This window comes from Asticcacaulis aquaticus (assembly GCF_028550415.1).
GTDB lineage: Bacteria > Pseudomonadota > Alphaproteobacteria > Caulobacterales > Caulobacteraceae > Asticcacaulis > Asticcacaulis aquaticus.
The window spans coordinates 1-18,178 of sequence record NZ_JAQQKX010000003.1 but is presented as its reverse complement, the minus strand read 5'-3'; the positions used below and the strand labels follow the sequence as shown (position 1 = coordinate 18,178).

The window sequence follows — 18,178 nt, the reverse complement described above, 5'->3', positions numbered from 1 at the left end:
GAGAGGCGCAGGACCGGATGAGTTTCCAACAAGGGTACGCTTTACAAATCAGAAGGTCGTGATGATGCCGAAGTAATAACGGCGACCATAGTACAGGGTATCGAAGACGTACGGGGTGCCTCCACCAACGTTACGATAATCATCCGGCGCGTATCGCGTGATCGTATCGTCAAGCAGGTTCTTGCCTTCGACGAAGAACTGAACGTTGCGGTTCAGCTTATAGGAGGCTCGCGCATCAAGAGATTTGGAGCCGTTCTTGAAGACGGGCGTAACCGTCTTAAAGTAGCTGGTCGCGCTACCCGTAGGAACAACCGGGATACCGATAATCGCCGCTGTAGCAGCATTCGGCACGCGGTTGGCACTTTCAGACGCGTCGATCCGGTCATAGTAGAAATCACGTTCCTGATAAGCGACGCGGGCGTTGAGCTTACCGTCGTCATACCAGAAGTTGATGTTGTAGTAATAACCAGACTGCTTCACCGGCGGCAGGGCTTTTCCGGTCAGCGGGTCCTTGGCCGTATTAGCTTCGTTGGATTCGGTCGTCGAGTAGTTGAAGCCCGCACCGGTATAACGCAGGACGCTGGGGAGGAAGGTGAAGGCGGTACGTCCCGCAACTTCGAGACCCGTTTGCTTCAAGCCGCCAGGACCGTCCACATAGCTGTCTGCAATATACTTAGTGCCTTCCAGTTCATACTCCGGCAGCGAAATCTCCTCCGGCCGCTGAGTCTTTACGTCGATAGAGTAAGTAGCCAAGCTGAGTTGAGTATCCTTATTAGGATACCATTCCAGCGATACGTTCTGGGTGTTGGCCTCGTAGCCTTTGAGTTCCGGATTTCCAATACGCCCCGAGCAACGCGTGGCCGTTGACGCCGAAGGGTTTTCGGTGTCCGGATCACCGTCATCGAAATAGGCCGGATTATTGGCGTAAAAATCAATAAGTGCCTGATCAAGTTTGTAACAGTTAGCCGCGCTGGTACCAGTCAGGTTTGTCATGCTCGGACGCGCGCGTTGTTTGGCGATCGAGTAACGAACAACGACCTGATCTTCAATCGGCCAAACGGCGAGGTTGAAGCTCGGCAGGAAGTCTTCTGAAGACCGATCCACCTGTCCTACACGGCGGGAAACGAAGACATCCGTATACGGTGCCGGATTGCTGGCCGAAACCTTGGTCGTATCCAGTTTACGGTCATAGAAGTTGATCGACGGTGCGGCATGCACCTCGATCTTCTGATAACGGAAGCCGAGGTTGCCAAACACCTCCATACCCAGCAACTTGGTTTCAAAATCACCCATGAAATAGGCCGAAGCCGTGGATTCTTCGGTCGAATAGCTGGGGCGCGTGTAAGTCTTGCCGTCGGAAGCGACACATTCGTATAGACAGTCGAGATTGTGGGAGCTCAAATCGGCATACTTGCCCAGAACCCCAAAGAAGCTGTCGAAATCAAACGCTTTCCACGAATTGATAAGGTTACCCCGATCCGGCATGCCGTTGAAATAGTTTGCACCAGGCAGCGTGATCAGGCTGCTGTCGATCAACTCACGATATTGTGCCGGTGTGAGCATATGCTCTTTTTCCAGCCTATCCGCACTGGTCGAGATGGTATTGATCACCGTCGAGCCGTACTTACAATTGGAACCGGTCACCGTCGGATCGCACATGCGGATATAGTCGAGGCTTCGTGCACGAGAAAGAGTTACGCCCGGGGCAATGGTGAAGCCGCCTTCCCGCCAGGTTTGGTTTTCACGCGTCGTGTACGATCCACCGAACTTGATGGTTTTCAGAGGCCCGAAGCTCTCAAAGGTCCGCGTGACATCGAGTTGATAATTCCACTCGTTGTTCTTGTCAGCCTGTGGCGTGTATTCAAGGCGCGCGGTAGTAGTCGGATTTTGGAAAACGCCCGGACGCGGCGTTGCGGACGCGTTATCCGGCGAGGTCGGATAGTAAGATGCCGGGTTGTTCAGATCAAAGCTTGGCACGTCGAAGGTCCACAGACCGTTTTCCGGAATCATATAAAAGTGGGCCGACGGAATGGAGGCAATGATCTTGAAGGCGTCGTCGGCCCGTTCCCCTTTCGCAGAACCGTATTGAATGCGCGCCTTGGCCAGCCACTGTCCGGATTTGAAATCGGCACCCAACTGGGTGTAGTGTTGTTCGTTGGTGCGCTGGATGTCGCGAACCTGGCTATCGTAGTTGAGCGTCGTCACACCGTTGCCACGGATAAGGTCGTAGGACGTTATGTAATGATTGGCGTTAACGGTGACATTACGCATATTGGTTGACAGAACGCCGCTCGTGTTCGTCGTCCCGGTAGGAGCAATGATTTGCAGGTTGTAGGCTTGGAAATCCTGCTCACGCAGATTGGGATTATACGAAGCGAAGACGGTTAGATGGTCATTGACGCGATAATCAGCGCGCAATTGGAAGGACGTACGCACGTCGCGACGGTTTTCGCGGCGCATACGGGGCAGAGACGGCGCAAAATCTTCCCATTGGGCATAACAATTTAGACGGCTGTTGATACCGGTAGTCGACAAAGCCGCACACCCTGCCTTGGTGGTGACGGCTGCCGCTACAGGATCATAAGCCTGTACGAAGCTTTTTTCCGGCGAGTTATCATGATCGCCCATTGGCTGATAACCGACCTGCTTGTCAGATACGCTGTTGAAATCAGTCGACGTGCGCTGGTCATCGTAGGTGAAGTTGAACAGGATGCCGAGACGGCCGTCGAGGAATTTACGCGTCAGGATCAGGTTGGCGCGCGGCGACCAGTTTTGGTCAAGCGTGTTCTTCTGATATTGAAGATTGAACTTGTAGAGAGGCTTGGCGAAATCAAGACCATTGCGCTGTTCGATGCGCACCGTGCCGCCAACACCACCGGGACGCATATCGGCGGTCTGACCTTTCACGACGTCCACACTCTTGATCAGATCGGACGACATGTCACCCAATGCCGTCACTGAACGACCATTCTGACTGTCGGTCGGCAGCATGGACATGCCGTCGACTTCGACGCGAATCAGATCCGCGCCCTGACCACGAATGGTGAAGCCACCTTGGTCACCGGCATCGCTGACGTCGAGCGCTACCCCCGCAATACGCGAAATGGCTTCGCCGACGTTTTTGTCCGGGAAGTTACCGACATCGTCGGCGACGATCGAATCCTGCGCGGTTGCCGCCTTTTTCTTGCGGTTGATGGCCGACTGTTCGGCGCGGCGGGCGCCGACGACGACGACGTCGGTGACTTCATCACCCTTGGCCGCAACCGGTGCCGGCGTCTGAGCCTGGGCCGCCGTGGCGACCGAAATGGCCAGAAGCGACGCCCCGGCCAGATATTTCAATCCGTGTTTGCTAATCATGAGTCCTTACCCCTTTGATAACCGCTTGAGCGGCTTATGTCGTGTTATGCGTACAGATCGGGTGATATCGGTATCATTGCCCGGCAAGGCTTTGCGCCCGCCCGCCATGATGCCCCCCGTCATCCGATTTAGTTCTTGACCGGGTTGGCTACCGCCCATTTCTCATAGGCATCGAGCGCCTTTTGCGGCCCGCTGCCGTACCAGGAATAGCCGTTGCGGCGGCCTTTCGAGATATTGTTGACGTCGTCCTGAATCGACTTGTCCCAATCGCCGAAGATCGGTTTGCCCGTCCTGATGTCGTAGTTGCGCGACCAGATCGGCCCGGCGCCGGGCTTGTCGATCAGCTTGCGCCCCTCGTCCTTGCTGACCTCGGTAAAGGCCTTGTCGCGGATGGCGTGGGCCTTGAGCCAGGCGACACCGGCATGGACCGAGGCCTTCATTTCCGGCGTCGGGTTCGGCTGGCGCATCAGGAACAGCAGAATATCGGTGCTTTCGGCACTGGCCAGAGAGCGCATCTCGTAATTTCGCGCCGAAATAGGGGCGAGCGTCAGGGCATCGACCTGCTGCGGCCAGACGGTTTTGACGCCGTCGACTACGATCTGGGCATCGAGGATCGGGCGAATGGCGCGTGCGCTGGCGGCACCGGCCTTCTGACGCAGGTCCTTCGGCACGAAGGCGTATTCGACCTTACCTTCGGCGACGTCTTCCAGCAGCATCGCCGCCTCGGCCACGGCGTTGTCGTTGAAGGTGATGCCGTCGTGGAAACCGCCCTCGATCGGATAGACCTGCGGCCAGCCGCCGTTCGGATACTGCGCCGTCAGCAGATAATTGACCCCCTTGAGGATGCTGGCGCGATAGGCGTCGCCGTCCTTGCCCGGCAGCTGCTGCTGGACACGGGCGAGAAAGCGCATCTCGGTCGTCGTCGCGCCATTGTCCAGCGTGCCGACAAAGGTCCAGAAACGGTCGTGCGGCGCATCGAAGCTGCCCGTCCCCAATTCCATGGTCTCGGCATTATTGGCGTAGCGTTGTCCGCGCAGACGCGGCGGCTTGGTGCGGTCCTGGTTCTTGGCCCAGCCACCCGCCGGGGTCTGGAAGCTGACGATGGTGTCGGCGATGGCGCGCGCCTCGGCAGAGCCGTACCACGCCGCGTCCTTGTTCAGCGGCATCTTGCCGCTGCCGGCGACGGGCGGCGGCGGCGGGGTTTCGCCCGGCTGAAGCTCACCGGCCAGAGTCTCGCGATCCAGCTTCATCTGTGCGTCGGAACGCTTGATATAGTCCGCCCACACCGCGCGATCCTTGACCGGCAGAATCGACAGGCGCTCCGGCGTCACGGAAGGCGCCGGTTCGTTTGTGCCAATGACGGCGGCCAGACCTGCCACAGGCAGGCCCAGCGTCACGAGAATAGCCGCTACTCCCAGGGGATGCCGTTTCATATCGTCCCTATTTTTTATATCGTTATTTCAAAAATGATATTGCTCCATTTCGCTCTTGTAAACAGAAATGCTCGCTTTTGACGCATTTTTTAAAAAAGTTTTCATTTGTGAAAATGTGCATTGCGTCAATTTTGGTAAGGCAAAATTTTGTTGTAAATGTCTCACAATCTCTCAGTTTTGCGCATCGACTTTCGGCTTTAGCCTTGCCAATATAGGCAAACCAACGGGTTTGTCCGTGCTGAATTCCGCAGGAAGGATACCGTCAGTCGCTCCGGGTCAACCGCTCAAGCGGCGTCGGCGTCTCAGATTGTGGGACCGCTACCGCTGCACGGTTCTGTTTTTCAGTGGCGACACACAGGGCTGACGCCCGTCGTCTCGAATATAGATACGACTTTACAATTACGACATCGCTGTCAATCGATGCTCAGGAAACGTACGGGCCGCACTGAACGGACCCGCTCTTGTTCAGGAGGCTGAAAATGTCCCACCTTACTGTGTCTCGCCGCCATCTTCTGGGGTCTGCCGCGGCCATCGCCGGTTCGATAGCCATCGCCGGTCAGGCGCAAGCTCAGACGCCCATCGACCGCAAGGCGCTGGTGACGCGGCATAACCCCACGCTCACCGCGGTCGATCCCTCGGCACCGCTGATGCTGGGCAACGGCAGTATGGGCTTTACCGCCGACATTACCGGCCTTCAGACCTTCACCGAGCCCTACAGCAAGATCGCGCCGCTGCTCACCGAGGCCCAGTGGGCGTGGCACAGCTTCCCCAATCCGAACGGCTATACGGTCGCCGATACGCAGGTCGAGATCGATGTGCATGGGCATAAGCGCCGCTATGGCTATATCAAGGACTGGGCCGAGGCCAATACCCGCCCGGCTATCGCGTGGATTCGTGAAAATCCGCACCGTTTCTCGCTGGGGCGGGTATCGTTCGACCTGAAGGACCGCACCGGCAAACCCGCGCGCTTCGAGGATATCCGCGATACGCAGCAAACGCTCGATATGTGGACCGGCGCCCTGACCAGCCGTTTTACCTATGATGGCGAGGCCGTCACGGTGGTGACCCGTGTCCTGCCAGATCAGGATACGGTCTTTGTCGATATCGCCTCGAAGCTGATCGCCGACGGGCGGCTGGCGGTGATCGTCAAATATCCGGGCGTGTCGAAGACGCTCAATCCCGATCCGGCGGACTGGACGAATACCGACAGCCACACGACGACGGTGCGTTCGCGCAAGCCGAACGAAGTCCGGCTGGAGCGCCGCATAGACCAGACGATCTATCACGCCGCCGTTCAGGCAACCGGCGGGCGCGTCGAGGCCGCCGGGTCGCACGCCTACCGGGCTTCGGCGACCGGCACGACCCTGATGGTCATGGCGCAATTCTCACAAAAGCCCGACCTCGCCTTGCCGTCCGTTGCGGTGGCGGGTTCGCAGGTTGCCCGACACTGGAAGGACTACTGGACGAACGGCGGCATGGTCGAATTCGCCGGCAGCGCCGACCCGCGCGCGACTGAACTGGAACGCCGGGTCGTCCTGTCGCAATATCTGATGGCGGTGAATGCGGCAGGCGATTTCCCGCCGCAGGAGGAGGGCCTGTTTTCGAACAGCTGGAACGGCAAGTCGCACCTTGAGATGCACCCGTGGCATTCGGCGCACTTCGCCCTGTGGGGACGGCCGCAGCTTCTGGAGCGCAGCCTTGGCTGGTACGTGAACTTCCTGCCCAAGGCCAAGGCCCGCGCCGCCCAGCAAGGCGTCAAGGGTGCCTGGTGGCCCAAGATGATCGGACCGGACGGTGCCGACAGCCCCAGCAAGGTCTCGCCCTTCATCATGTGGCAACAGCCGCATCCTATCTATATGAGCGAGCTTTTGTGGCGCGCCCGGAAGGACAAGACAGTTCTGTCTCGTTACGGCGAACTGGTCGAACAGTCGGCGGAACTGCTGGCCTCGTTCGTACATTTCGACGACACGTCGGGCCGCTACCGTCTGGGTCCGCCGATCATTCCGGTGCAGGAAAACTTCGCGCCCCTGACCACCTTCGACCCGATGTTCGAGGTCGCCTATTTCCGCTGGGGTATCGAGACGGCGCAGACGTGGCGCGAGCGGCGCGGCCTGAAGCGTCGGGCCGACTGGGACGCCGTGCTGGCCAAATGGCCGGCCCTGCCGCAAAAGGACGGGCTTTACCTGCCGGTCGGTTCCGAGCCCGGTTTCTGGGACAAGGCGGCGGGGACGTGCAAATCGAACGCGCTGGAGGAAACCTGCCAGAACCGCGACCACCCGTCGTTCCTGATGCCGCTCGGCTGGCTGCCCGGCAAGGGTGTCGATAAGCCGACCATGCGCCGGACGCTGGACCGGATGAAACGCGACTGGGACCTGCGTCAGACCTGGGGCTGGGACTATGCGATGATCGCCATGACCGCCACGCGACTTAATGCCCCGGACGAAGCCGTCAACTGGCTGTTCTTCGACGCCAAAAACAATAAATATGGCAAGAGCGGCATGACCCCGCGCGTCCATCTCGACGCCCACGCCGCGGCCTTTGTGCCGACGGCGACCGGCGCGGGGGCGCAACCCGCCGCCGGACCGGACGGTCCGGGTTATCAGCGCGCCGCCGAGACCTATTTCCCGTCGAACGGGTCGCTGCTGCTGGCCGTGGCCCTGATGGCCGGGGGCTGGGACGGCGAAACGCGCCGCGCCCCCGGCTTCCCCAAGGGCTGGACCGTCAAGGCCGAAGGGCTGTCGCCGTCACTGTAAACATAAAGGCGGGAGGTTGATCCTCCCGCCTTTTTTAGTCGCGCATCTGATTCCAAAAAACCGCTGCACACTTTTTGGGATGCGCTTGGTCTACCGCTCCAGACTGACGCCCATCAGGCCGATCACCGCCTCATTGACGTGGGTCGTAAGCGTCAGGGACTTCAGCGTCTTCGTCGGATCGAGCGCGATATCCAGCACATTGGCCGCACCGCCCGCGATGGTTTCGCGGTCCTTGCGGCCCTTGCTCGCTGTGCCGGGCACGCTTACCGCACCGGTTTTCAGATCGAGGCGCACGGGTGCCTTGCCGCACAGCTGGAACTGATAGTCGTCGATGAAGTAATCGCGCTCGATCGGCCACCAGTTTTCCGGATTGCGCAGGTCGAGCTTCGCCTCCGTACCGTCGGTATAGGTGATCACCACCTCGCCATTGACCATCTGACTTTGCATATGGTTGGTCGATCCGGCCATCAGCAGATAAGCGTGACGGGCCTTGCCGGTCAGCAGCACGGTCGCGGTTTTCGGGTAATTGTCCCACTGCGAGGTGAACAGGATATTCTTCGCCTCGCCCGCCGGCGTCGCGAAACTCAGGCCGTTCGGTAGCGTGACCTTACCGCCCCCGGCGCGCAGGGCCTTGTCGTCGATCTCGGCGGTGGCCTTGACGTGACCAGCCCAGGCCCCGATGCCCTGCGACGGCAGGGACAGCGACACGTAGGGCGAGCGCGGCGACAGGTATTTGTTCGGCTTGAAGATGTCGGTGACGCGGTCATTGAAATACGGCGTCAGATCGACGGCCTCAGCCGTGACCTTAGCGCCCGCCTGCGTCCATGTCGGCGCTTCGGGTGTACAGACCGGGTGCGTGTCCTTCGCGCGTTCCACCAGCGTGAACCACTCGAACGCGCCCTGTTTGTGCGCCCGAAACTCCGGCTCGGGTCCGGCGATGGCCATGAGGTTCCGTTTGGGATCGATAGCCGCCCCGGACCACACGACCTTGATGACCGCCGTCTTGGTCAATGGCGCTTCGATGCGCAGTTTCGGTGCGCCGACGCTTTTGATCGCGCTCCATTTCACCGGTTTGCCATCGATGGTCACCGCCACGGTTTCATGCGTCGCCGGTATCTCCAGCGTAAAGCGCTTAAACCGCGTCGCCGTCTGGCTGACCGTCCATTGCTCGCTCAGGCCCGTGCGCCTGAAGGCCAGCCCCAGATCGGGGTGGGTCAGCTTCGCGTGATCCCAGTCCTTCGGCAGGCCCGGCGTCAGGGTGAGGACACCGCTCAAGGCATCCGGCTTCACGCCGAACAGGCCTTCGACCACGGTCCGCGACATGACCCCGGCCCCATCTGCGAAGTCGCGCTGGGCCTCGCGGCGATAGACGTCGAGATAGTTCAGGCTGCCGATATTGCCCGGCGCGATGCCCATATAGAAGCTGGCCATGACCGAGCCGCGCGTCAGGTCATAGGCCTCTTCGGACTGCCCCGCCTGCCAGTAGGCCAGCGCCGTGTGCAGGTTTTCGCCCATCACCACATTATTGACCGACCAGCTATAGGGCATCCAGTCGGAGCTGGGCAGGACGTGGTAGTCGCGATCCTTCGGCACACCCTCACCGGCTATCGGCAAGGGTTTAAGGTGGGTTTGCAGATCGGCGGCCATGCGCGCGGCCTCAAACGCATTCGGCACCTCGGAATCCATCGTGTGATAGAAGCTCCACAGGCCATAGCTGGGGTGCAGCAGCTTCTCGCCCAGAATATCGCGATATTCGGCGAAGGCCCCGCGATCCTCCATCCACAGATACTGACGCATCCCCTTCCCGATCAGATCGGCCTCCGTCGCATAGGGCGTCGGATCCTTGCCGATCAGGGTGGCGAGGCGCGCCGCCATGCGGCTGTGATAGAGGTTGTAGGCCGACTGATAGGCCACGCCGCCGCCGCTATACTGCACGTCGTCGCTGGCCCAGATCGAGGCATAGGCTTCGTACAAGGGCAGTTTGTCCGGGCCATACTCCCGGCGGAACATGCGCTTCTCCCACGCCAGATGCCGCTCGATGACCGGCCAGACTTCGCGGGCATAGTCGACGTCGCCGGTCCACAGCAGATGGCGGAACAGGGCATCGATAAAGACGGCATTCATGTCGTAGTGCGAATTCGACATGTCGCCGTTGGAATGCAGCGCCGCTTCGCTGCGCGCCAGATTGGCGTCAGCATCGGCGGGCGGTAGTTTATCCGGGATCGGGCTGGTGTTCTGACGCGCGGTCCAGCCGCTGAAGTTCCGGCGCGCGCGATCGTGCCAGCCCAGTGCATCCGGCGTGTAGTGGCCGCGCCAGCCGAGCAGCTTGACACGCCAGGCGATGGCGCCGTGCATGACGCCGCTCTGCGCCTCATCCCAGATGGCGTCGGCCCCGACGTTCAGCGCACCGACGGCAGCATCGAGATAGGGGTCGGGTGTCTCGATCTTCACGCGGTCGCGCAAGGCGGCGAAGTGGGTGCGCGTGGCGGCAAAGCGCTTCGGCAATTCCGCCGCCGCATAGGTCGGGTCGAGCGGTATGACCTTCGCGGTCGCCCCGGCATTGCCGCCGGGGGCGGTGACCGCACGATAGGTGTCCAGATCGCCCGCGACCGGCCGCCCGGTGACCTGTACCGAGATATAAACAGGTTTATTGTCCGTGAGCGGAATATGTCCGATCGCAACCTTGACCGGTGCCTCGGCGGACGAGGTGAACAGGGCCTGAGCATCACCCCACTTAGCCGCATCCGCCCAGACGATTTTCGCCGGGACCGAGGTCACGCCGTTCAGTTGCGCGGCCTTACCCGAGACGGTGAACCCGCCGGTGCTCAGGACATAACGATCGTCTGCAGCATATTCGGGCTTGAACTGGAAATATTCGCTGATCGGCACTTTTTCAGTGCCGATATCGCCGTCGCGCGCCCCGCGCTGACCGTTACCGCCGCCATAGGCGAAGACCAGCTCCGCGCCCTTGGGCAGGCCCTTGCCCTGTGCCTGAACGATGACCCCTTCGGTCTGATGATAGGCCAGTACGGCGACCTCAAGTTTCCCCTTACCCAGGATCGGATCGCTGATGGTGTAGAGCAGCTCGCCGGGGCGGTAGCGCGTGACAATCTCCGCCGTGTCACTCAGCCACTTGATGCCCTGCGCGGTCTTGATTCCCAATCGCAGATTGCCACCGCGTCCCGGCAGGTACAGCGACAACTCCGGCTTGTCACCACCGTCGACCCGGAAGGCGGTATTGCCGCCGTATAGCGCGCGGTTGAAGAATTCCGCGCCATTACGGATGACGAAATCGGCGCCATCCGGGCGATACCGCAGCGGCGTCGCCGTCTGACCTTCCAGATTGGGACGCAGACCACGCGTCGCCGACAGGGCCGCCGTCGTTTGAGCAATTGCCGTGACGGGCGACAAGGCGGTCGCCGCCATGAGGGCCCCCAGCAGGAGGGTTCCGCGGAGATATCTGGCCATATGTTTTGTCCCTGTTTTGCGACCGGTTATAGTCCGGCCTGCGCAAACCTGTAAAATATCATCCTGATTATCGAGATGATATTTTGGTATTCGTTCAAAAAAAACCCCTCCATGAGGCGATGGAGGGGCGAAGCTGTAGTCCACAGAAGGGATGGTACACCCTCGACACCAGACCATGCACAAAGCCCATGCGTCAAAGGGACAGAGACGATATCAGGCCTCAAAGGCGACGTGGTTTTCACCACATCTGGAGGGATACAAGCCCAACGCGTCGTGTCATATATTATGATTATATATTGAATATCGGTACGTCAAATGAATTTCGCCTGTGGCAATCGTTTTGACATGTGATTTTTAGGCGCAAACGTTTTCACACCGGATGCAAAAGACATGACCCGGCTGTCGTATAGTTTTGTACGTTAGATGTTAGAATTTCCGGCGTTGAAAGTGTCCTGACGGCCAGCTTCCTTTAAGGCCGCGTCTGACCCGCGCCGCGTACCACATATTTGAAGGTGGTCAGTTGCTCGGCCCCGACCGGACCACGGGCGTGCATCCGGCCCGTGGCGATGCCGATTTCCGCCCCCAGACCGAACTCGCCGCCGTCGGCATACTGCGTCGAGGCGTTCCAGATGACGATGGCGGAATCGACCTCGTTGAGGAAAATCTCCGCCGCTTCGACGTCTTCGGTGATGATGGCTTCGGTGTGCTGGGTGCCGTAGGTCTTGATGTGGGCCATGGCTGCTTCGAGCCCGTCAACCGCGCGCACGGCGAGGATCTTCTCCAGATATTCGGTGCGCCAGTCGTCTTCGGTCGCGGCTTTCATGGGATAGATGGCCTGCGCCGCCGCGTCGCCGCGCAGTTCGCAGCCCTTGTCTTCCAGAGCCTTGGCAATCCCCGGCAGAAGCGTTTCCGCCACAGCCTTGTCGATCAGCAGGGTCTCGGTCGCGCCGCACACCGAGACGCGGCGCATCTTGGCGTTCAGCGTAACGTTGAGCGCCTTTTCGGGGTCGGCAGCGGTATGGATATAGGTGTGGTTGAGGCCTTCCAAGTGCGCCAGCACCGGCACACGAGCCTCGGCCTGCACGCGGGCGACCAGCGACTTGCCCCCGCGCGGAATGATCAGGTTGACCGCGTCGTTCAGCCCGCCGAGCAGCAAACCTACGGCGTCGCGGTCCGGCGTCGGCACCAGTTGCACGGCGGCTTCGATCCCAGCCTCGGCAAAGGCGTCCTCGAACGCGGCAAAGATGGCCAGCGCCGATTTCAGGGCTTCGGAGCCGGTACGCAGGATCGCGCCGTTGGACGAGCGGATGCACAAAGCTGCCGCGTCCGCCGTCACATTGGGGCGCGACTCGTAGATGATGCCGATGACGCCAATGGGCGTGGAAACGCGAGCGATATCAAGGCCGTTCGGCCGCGTCCAGCGCGCCAGTTCCTTGCCCACCGGATCGGGCAGCGCCGCGACCTCTTCGAGGCCTTTCGCCATGGCTTCGACGCGGTCGGCATTGAGTACCAGACGCTCGACCATGGCGCTCGACAGGCCCTTGGTCGAAGCCGCGTCGACATCGGCGGCATTGGCGGCAAGGATATCGGCCTGACGGGCGCGGATGAACTTCGCTGCCGACAGAATGAGCGCGGTCCGCGCCTCTGGTCCGGCCAGACGCAGCGCCTCGGCCCCGGCCTTGGCCTTTTGGGCCAGATCGGTCATCAGATGGGTCAGGTCGAGGGGTGCGGCGGTGTCCATGGGTTTGTTTCCGTAAAATTCCGGAACGTTTTACGCTCCAGCGATAATCAGGTCAAAGTGTTCAGGCAGACGACGAACGTATTATTCTGAGTCGAACGGATAGCCTGAGTATAGGCGTCCATATCGAAGCCCGGCAGTTTTACGAGTTTCTCCACGAAATCGGGCATACCGCCTGCCTCATCCGGTAAGGTCAGGTCGCCACCCGCATGGATGATATGGAAAAACAGATCATCCACCCACGGCCCTTCATCGGTCATGATGATCGTCACTTTCTGAATATCCAGCCAGCGGATCATCAACGGCGGACCGCGCTCAATCGAAACCGCGAATCCACTATCGGTCAACGACACCTGAACCGGGTGGGGCGGCGGACCTTTGCGTGAGCGGGATGCGCTGATGCGGACCATAGCCACCAGAAAAACGACGGCCAAACCAACACCGATCAGTGCTAGCCAGTCCCAGTTCACACCATCACCATATCGTCACGATGTATCACCACATCGCCGGACGTATAGCCGAGGATGGCCTCGATATCCTTGCTGGCGCGGCCTTTGATCTGAGCGATATCGTCGGAGCCATAGGCCGCGATGCCGCGCGCCACTTCGCGTCCGTCGCTGAGGATGGCGATCGAGTCGCCCTTGTCGAAGATGCCTGTCACCGCGCTGATCCCCGATGGCAGAAGGGACTTACCCGTCGTCAGCGCTTTCGCCGCGCCCGCGTCAATATGAATCTGCCCCGCAGGCACCACCGTCCCCGCGATCCACGCCTTATAGGCCGCGCCCGACGAACCCTGCGCGGTAAAGAGCGTGAACCGCGCGCCGTCGGCCAGTTTCGACAGAGGCCGGATCGCCTGACCGTTCATGATCGTCGTCGAACAACCCGCCGACCCGGCGATGCGCGCCGCGGCGATCTTGGTCGCCATGCCGCCCGTCCCGACGCCCGCCGAGGCATTCGCCCCGCCCGCCATGGCCTCGATATCAGGGGTAATCGCCTCGACGACGGCGATATGTTCCGCTGACGGATCATTGCGCGGATCGGCGGTATACAGTCCATCGATATCCGACAGCAGGACCAGCGCCTCGGCCCGCACCAGCATAGCCGCGCGCGCCGCCAGCCGGTCGTTGTCGCCGTATTTGATCTCTTCGGTCGCCACCGTATCGTTCTCGTTGACAATCGGCACGACGCCCAGTTTCAGCAAGGTATCCGCCGTTTCGCGCGCATTGAGCCAGCGCCTGCGGCGTTCGGTGTCCTCGCGCGTCAGCAGCACCTGCGCCACCTTGATTCCGTGTTCGGAGAATACTTCGTCCCAGGCCCGCATCAGGATCGGTTGCCCCGCTGCTGCTGCCGCCTGCTTCTTGTCGAGCGGCAGGTTGCGCGTCTTCAGCCCCAGATAGCGCCGTCCCAGAGCCCCTGCGCCCGACGAGACAATCATCACCTCGGCCCCGGCCTCGCGCAGCGCCGCCACGTCGGCGGCCAGACCGCGCAGCCACGCCATATCCGCCGCCCCGGTCGCGGGATCGACGACCAGCGCCGAGCCGATCTTCAGCGTCACGCGCTTTGCCGCCGCCAGATGCGCCGGAAACACCGATTTTGTGCCGCTCAAAGCCATGAAAGTCTTTTCTAACGCCGCTTAAAATGATAGGCCCCGCGCGACAGTTTTATCGCGGGCCAATGCCTGCGCCTATTAGCGGACATACGCCTCTTCATGCAAGAAGCGTTTGAATGCTTTTAAGAAATGGTAACAAAATGAACTATATCGGCACGCGCGGCTTCAACGAACACCGCACCTTTTCGGGCGCTCTACTTGACGGTCTGGCGCCCGATGGCGGTCTGTACGTGCCTCAGACATGGCCGACGCCCGATTTCGACCTGAAAAGCGCTTCGGCGGGCGGCTATGGTGACCTGACGGTCAAGCTGCTCAACCTGTTCGGCGTCAATGTCCTCGGCGACCACGCCGTCAAGGCTGCCGCCCAGCGGACCGAAGACGCCTTCCTGCGCAACGGCGAAGTGCCGCTGACCAAGCTCGATGACAATCTGTGGCTGCTGGAACTGTATCACGGCCCGACCCACGCCTTCAAAGACATGGCCATGCAGATGATGGCCCCGCTGACCGATGCAGCATTGGCGCAACGCGGCAAAAAACTGACGCTTGTCACCGCCACCTCCGGCGATACCGGTGCGGCCGCCGTGCGCGCCTTTGCCGGTTCCGAACACGTCAAGCTGGTCGTCTTCCACCCGCTCGGTCGCGTTTCGCCGGTTCAGCGTCTGCAAATGACGACGGTTCAGGCCGACAATGTCCTGAATGTCGGTGTCGAAGGCGATTTCGACGACTGCCAGCGCATCGTCAAGGCGCTGCTGTCCGAACCCGTCCTCAAGCAACAGGGCCTGATTTCCTCGGTCAATTCGATCAACTGGGGCCGCCTGCTCGGTCAGGTGCCCTATTATCTGGCCGCCGCTGCCCATTCGGGTGCCGATAAGCCTGAGTTTGTCGTCCCGACCGGCAATTTCGGTGACGCCTTCGCCGGCTGGGTCGCGCGGAAAATCGGCGGCAATGTCGGTCACCTGCACGCCGCCGTGAACCGCAACGACGCGCTGAATCAGGCGATCAACAACGGCAAATATGTCCGCCGTCAGGCCACCGAAACCGCCTCGGTGTCGATGGACGTGCAGGCCCCGTCGAACTTCGAGCGCCTTGTCTATGAAGCCTCGGGCCGCGACGCCGACGTGACGCGCACCCTGTTTAACGATTTCGCGGCTACCGGCGACGTCACCCTGCCCGCCGATCTGCAAGCCGCGCTTAAAGCCGAGGTCTCCGCCTCGACCGTTTCCGAAGAGACCACGAAGGCGACGATCAAGCTGGCCTATGAAAAATACGGTCAGGTCATCTGCCCGCACACCGCCGTGGCGCTGGCCGCCGCGCTGGAGCGCCGCAGCGACGCCCCACAGATCGTCCTGTCGACCGCCCATCCGGCCAAGTTCCCCGCCTTCGTCACCGAGGCGCTGGGCTTCGAACCGAAAGCCCCCGACGCGATCACGGACCTCTATGGCTTGACGGAGACTCTGACCGAAATGCCCGCCGATGTCGCCGCCGCCGTCACCACGGTGCGGTCGTTCATCGAGTGGATCGACTAGCAGCAGGGGCACAGCCCCTGCACCCGTCACTTGGAGCAGGTAATTAAAGTCCGTTGAAATCCACGACGCGATATTCCCGCCCCAGCTTCTCCAGAAACCGCCAGAACTCTGCCTGCGTCAGGGCCGTGGTCGCCGTGTTGATCAGGGGGTGGAAATTGACGATTTCCGCGTCGAACAGATGTTGATCGAGGATAAACTTCACCTTTTGCTCCGGGTCGTTGATCAGGGCCAATGCCGTCACCGACCCCGGTCTGACGCCCAGCGCGTCGTATAGCCGCGCCTCCGATCCGAACGATAGCCGCCCCGATCCGATCAGCTTCGGCAGGGCCTTGAGGTTGATCTGGGTCTGTTGTTCGGCGCTGATCAGCCAGAGCTGCCCCTTGTCGTCCTTGAGGAACAGGTTCTTGGTATGCGCTCCCGGCAGCGCCGTCTTGATCTCGTCGCCTTCGCCGACGCGGAACACCGCCGGATGCTCCAGCGTGTTCGATGCGATGCCCCAGTCGTTTAGGGCTTGAAGCAGGGTGGGTTGCGTATAAAAGGTCTTATCTGAGCTCATAAATCCGGCGTTTACAGGAGGTTTCCGCGCAATGGAATTGGAATGTTTTATCGTGCAGAACGGCGCGCGCGAAATCATCCCCGGCCGCACCGATCGCGACTGGATGGACGCCTTCACCAACCGCTTCCCCTATCGCTGCCTGCCCCTGACCATGGCCAATTCGACCGGCTGGGAGCTGATCGTGCCCGAAGACATCACCATCGAATGGAACGGCGGGCCGCTGGCCACCGACATCACCATCACGGCGGATAAGCCCGGCGCCTATGTCGATCACTTCGTCCAGAGTCATTTCAGCCACGGCATCGTCACCTTCCATACGGGCTACCTGTTCCGTACCCAGCCCGGCTGGGCGCTATGGGCCTCAGGCGCGCCCAATCAGGTCAAGGACGGCATCATGCCCCTGACGGGCCTTGTCGAAACCGACTGGCTCCCCTTCCCCTTCACCATGAACTGGAAGATGACGCGTCCCGGCATCGTGCATTTCGAAAAGGGCGAATCCTTCTGCTTCATCAATGTGGTAGAGCACAAGAAGCTCGACGACATCCAGCCGGTGATCAAACCCATCGAGGCCGATCCCGATCTGAAGGCACAGTTCGAGGCCTGGTCGACCAGCCGCGCCGCCTTCAACTCAAGCCTTGTCAACCGCGACCCGGCCGCCATCAAGCAGGCGTGGCAGAAGTTCTACCACAAGGGCGAACTGCCGGATCAAACCGAAGCCCCATCCGACCACATGAACCGTCGCCGCCTCAAGCCGGTCAAACTGGAAGGGCTGGAATAGGACGAATAAAAAAGGGCTCCGTCAGGGGCCCTTTCTGAATATAGCTATTGTCTCGCCGCCGGACGGATAATGCGCGGATCGAGGTTTTGCTTCACTTCGCGCGCGTCGTAGGCATTGGGGTCATTGGCCGGTTTTGGGCCCTTCCCCAGAAGGACTTCCGCCGAGGCTTCATAGCGGTAAAAGGTCGTTTCGTCCTGCTCCCATGCACCCCACGCCCCCCAGCCGGGGCCGCGGTAATAGCGCCAGAACACCCCGCCGAAATAGGGGCCGCGGAACGGATCGGCATAGGTCGTCGTAGTCGTCCGGTCTTCCTTGGTATTGCGGCCCGACAGGGTGAACCAGTCAAACCCGTTTTCCAGCGCCAGTTCGGCCGCACGATAGAGCATGTAATCCTCGACCGTTTCACGCGTCGTGGCCGAATTACCGGCGAATTTCAGCCGGTAACGATTGCTCTCGATCTTCTGATCGCTGTAGCCGCGCGCCATGGACGACGCCGAATTGCCGGCGACCGGCTGATAAGGGGTTGCGGTCGTGCAGGCCGCCAGCGTCACAAGCGAAACCGCCAGAACGGCGCCGGACATCAACTTACGCATGCTTACACCAATTCTCAGTTAAACAGGCCCCAGATGGCCGGTAGTATTGGATTAATCTTATCAAACGTCAATGTGGCTTTATTAGGAATAACGCTCCCGAACGCCGTTACAAAACAACCGTTTGCAGCGCGGCCTGAGCGGTTTAGGTTTAAAACCTAATCATCCTATTGATTTAAGGTGCAAACATTGATTCTCTTCGTTTATTCGAGGAGATAAGCTATGGCTCATGAGTTCTGGCTTAGTGACGCGCAATGGTCGGCAATCGAGCCTGTCTTGCCCAAGGTCTATTCCGGTGCACGGCGGGATGATGATCGTCGGATCATCAGTGGCATTATTCACGTTCTAAAATCCGGATGCCGGTGGCAGG

General features: G+C 60.5%; 12 protein-coding genes. 4 read left to right on the top strand and 8 right to left on the bottom strand.

The features are described from left to right. Positions 1 to 48: 48 nt before the first annotated feature. Together PQU92_RS04860 and pelA are read right to left on the bottom strand one after the other, a co-directional pair. The gene (locus PQU92_RS04860; RefSeq protein ID WP_272747083.1) at positions 49 to 3,357 is read right to left on the bottom strand and encodes a TonB-dependent receptor; all 3,309 of its coding nucleotides are present in this window, start codon (positions 3,355 to 3,357) and stop codon (positions 49 to 51) included. Between the two features lie 128 nt (positions 3,358 to 3,485). Next, on the bottom strand, positions 3,486 to 4,790 hold the full coding sequence (gene pelA / locus PQU92_RS04855; protein ID WP_272747082.1) for a pectate lyase: 1,305 nt from the start codon (positions 4,788 to 4,790) through the stop codon (positions 3,486 to 3,488). Between the two features lie 479 nt (positions 4,791 to 5,269). On the opposite strand from pelA, the gene PQU92_RS04850 reads away from it, so the two are divergent. Further along, positions 5,270 to 7,543 carry a hypothetical protein gene (locus PQU92_RS04850; RefSeq protein ID WP_272747081.1) on the top strand — a complete coding sequence of 758 codons (2,274 nt, stop codon included), beginning with the start codon at positions 5,270 to 5,272 and terminating at the stop codon, positions 7,541 to 7,543. 90 nt (positions 7,544 to 7,633) lie between these two features. On the opposite strand, the gene PQU92_RS04845 is transcribed toward PQU92_RS04850, so the two are convergent. The 4 genes from PQU92_RS04845 to proB form a co-directional block, all read right to left on the bottom strand. Beyond that, the gene (locus PQU92_RS04845; RefSeq protein ID WP_272747080.1) at positions 7,634 to 11,011 is read right to left on the bottom strand and encodes a DUF4450 domain-containing protein; all 3,378 of its coding nucleotides are present in this window, start codon (positions 11,009 to 11,011) and stop codon (positions 7,634 to 7,636) included. 469 nt (positions 11,012 to 11,480) lie between these two features. After that, the gene (locus tag PQU92_RS04840) at positions 11,481 to 12,752 is read right to left on the bottom strand and encodes a glutamate-5-semialdehyde dehydrogenase (RefSeq protein WP_272747079.1); all 1,272 of its coding nucleotides are present in this window, start codon (positions 12,750 to 12,752) and stop codon (positions 11,481 to 11,483) included. A gap of 47 nt (positions 12,753 to 12,799) precedes the next feature. Next, on the bottom strand, positions 12,800 to 13,219 hold the full coding sequence (locus PQU92_RS04835; RefSeq protein ID WP_272747078.1) for a hypothetical protein: 420 nt from the start codon (positions 13,217 to 13,219) through the stop codon (positions 12,800 to 12,802). Then, positions 13,216 to 14,361 (bottom strand): glutamate 5-kinase, encoded by a 1,146-nt coding sequence (gene proB, locus PQU92_RS04830; RefSeq protein WP_272747077.1) that lies wholly within the window; start codon positions 14,359 to 14,361, stop codon positions 13,216 to 13,218. Before proB ends, PQU92_RS04835 begins: the two co-directional genes overlap by 4 nt. A gap of 137 nt (positions 14,362 to 14,498) precedes the next feature. Here proB and thrC point away from each other — a divergent pair, with 137 nt between their 5' ends. Beyond that, positions 14,499 to 15,884, top strand: coding sequence for a threonine synthase (thrC, locus tag PQU92_RS04825; RefSeq protein ID WP_272747076.1), 1,386 nt, complete (start codon positions 14,499 to 14,501; stop codon positions 15,882 to 15,884). 43 nt (positions 15,885 to 15,927) lie between these two features. Here the strand turns inward: thrC and PQU92_RS04820 are convergent, their stop codons facing one another. After that, the gene (locus tag PQU92_RS04820; RefSeq protein ID WP_272747075.1) at positions 15,928 to 16,440 is read right to left on the bottom strand and encodes a prolyl-tRNA synthetase associated domain-containing protein; all 513 of its coding nucleotides are present in this window, start codon (positions 16,438 to 16,440) and stop codon (positions 15,928 to 15,930) included. Positions 16,441 to 16,471: 31 nt separating this feature from the next. Here PQU92_RS04820 and PQU92_RS04815 point away from each other — a divergent pair, with 31 nt between their 5' ends. Further along, entirely contained in the window at positions 16,472 to 17,218 is a 747-nt protein-coding gene (locus PQU92_RS04815; RefSeq protein WP_272747074.1) for a DUF6065 family protein, read from the top strand. A 44-nt stretch (positions 17,219 to 17,262) separates the two neighbouring features. Here the strand turns inward: PQU92_RS04815 and PQU92_RS04810 are convergent, their stop codons facing one another. Further along, the gene (locus PQU92_RS04810) at positions 17,263 to 17,811 is read right to left on the bottom strand and encodes a CC0125/CC1285 family lipoprotein (RefSeq protein WP_272747073.1); all 549 of its coding nucleotides are present in this window, start codon (positions 17,809 to 17,811) and stop codon (positions 17,263 to 17,265) included. A gap of 219 nt (positions 17,812 to 18,030) precedes the next feature. Between PQU92_RS04810 and PQU92_RS04805 the strand changes: the two genes are divergently transcribed. Then, positions 18,031 to 18,178: transposase (locus PQU92_RS04805; protein WP_272747340.1), on the top strand; the 148-nt coding region annotated here is incomplete at its 3' end.

Bases quoted from the DNA above. Each gene is read 5' to 3' on its own strand.
- PQU92_RS04860 (WP_272747083.1), bottom strand. From the start codon at position 3,357: ATGATTAGCAAACACGGATTGAAATATCTGGCCGGGGCGTCGCTTCTG.
- pelA (WP_272747082.1), bottom strand. From the start codon at position 4,790: ATGAAACGGCATCCCCTGGGAGTAGCGGCTATTCTCGTGACGCTGGGC.
- PQU92_RS04850 (WP_272747081.1), top strand. From the start codon at position 5,270: ATGTCCCACCTTACTGTGTCTCGCCGCCATCTTCTGGGGTCTGCCGCG.
- PQU92_RS04845 (WP_272747080.1), bottom strand. From the start codon at position 11,011: ATGGCCAGATATCTCCGCGGAACCCTCCTGCTGGGGGCCCTCATGGCG.
- PQU92_RS04840 (WP_272747079.1), bottom strand. From the start codon at position 12,752: ATGGACACCGCCGCACCCCTCGACCTGACCCATCTGATGACCGATCTG.
- proB (WP_272747077.1), bottom strand. From the start codon at position 14,361: ATGGCTTTGAGCGGCACAAAATCGGTGTTTCCGGCGCATCTGGCGGCG.
- thrC (WP_272747076.1), top strand. From the start codon at position 14,499: ATGAACTATATCGGCACGCGCGGCTTCAACGAACACCGCACCTTTTCG.
- PQU92_RS04820 (WP_272747075.1), bottom strand. From the start codon at position 16,440: ATGAGCTCAGATAAGACCTTTTATACGCAACCCACCCTGCTTCAAGCC.
- PQU92_RS04815 (WP_272747074.1), top strand. From the start codon at position 16,472: ATGGAATTGGAATGTTTTATCGTGCAGAACGGCGCGCGCGAAATCATC.
- PQU92_RS04810 (WP_272747073.1), bottom strand. From the start codon at position 17,811: ATGCGTAAGTTGATGTCCGGCGCCGTTCTGGCGGTTTCGCTTGTGACG.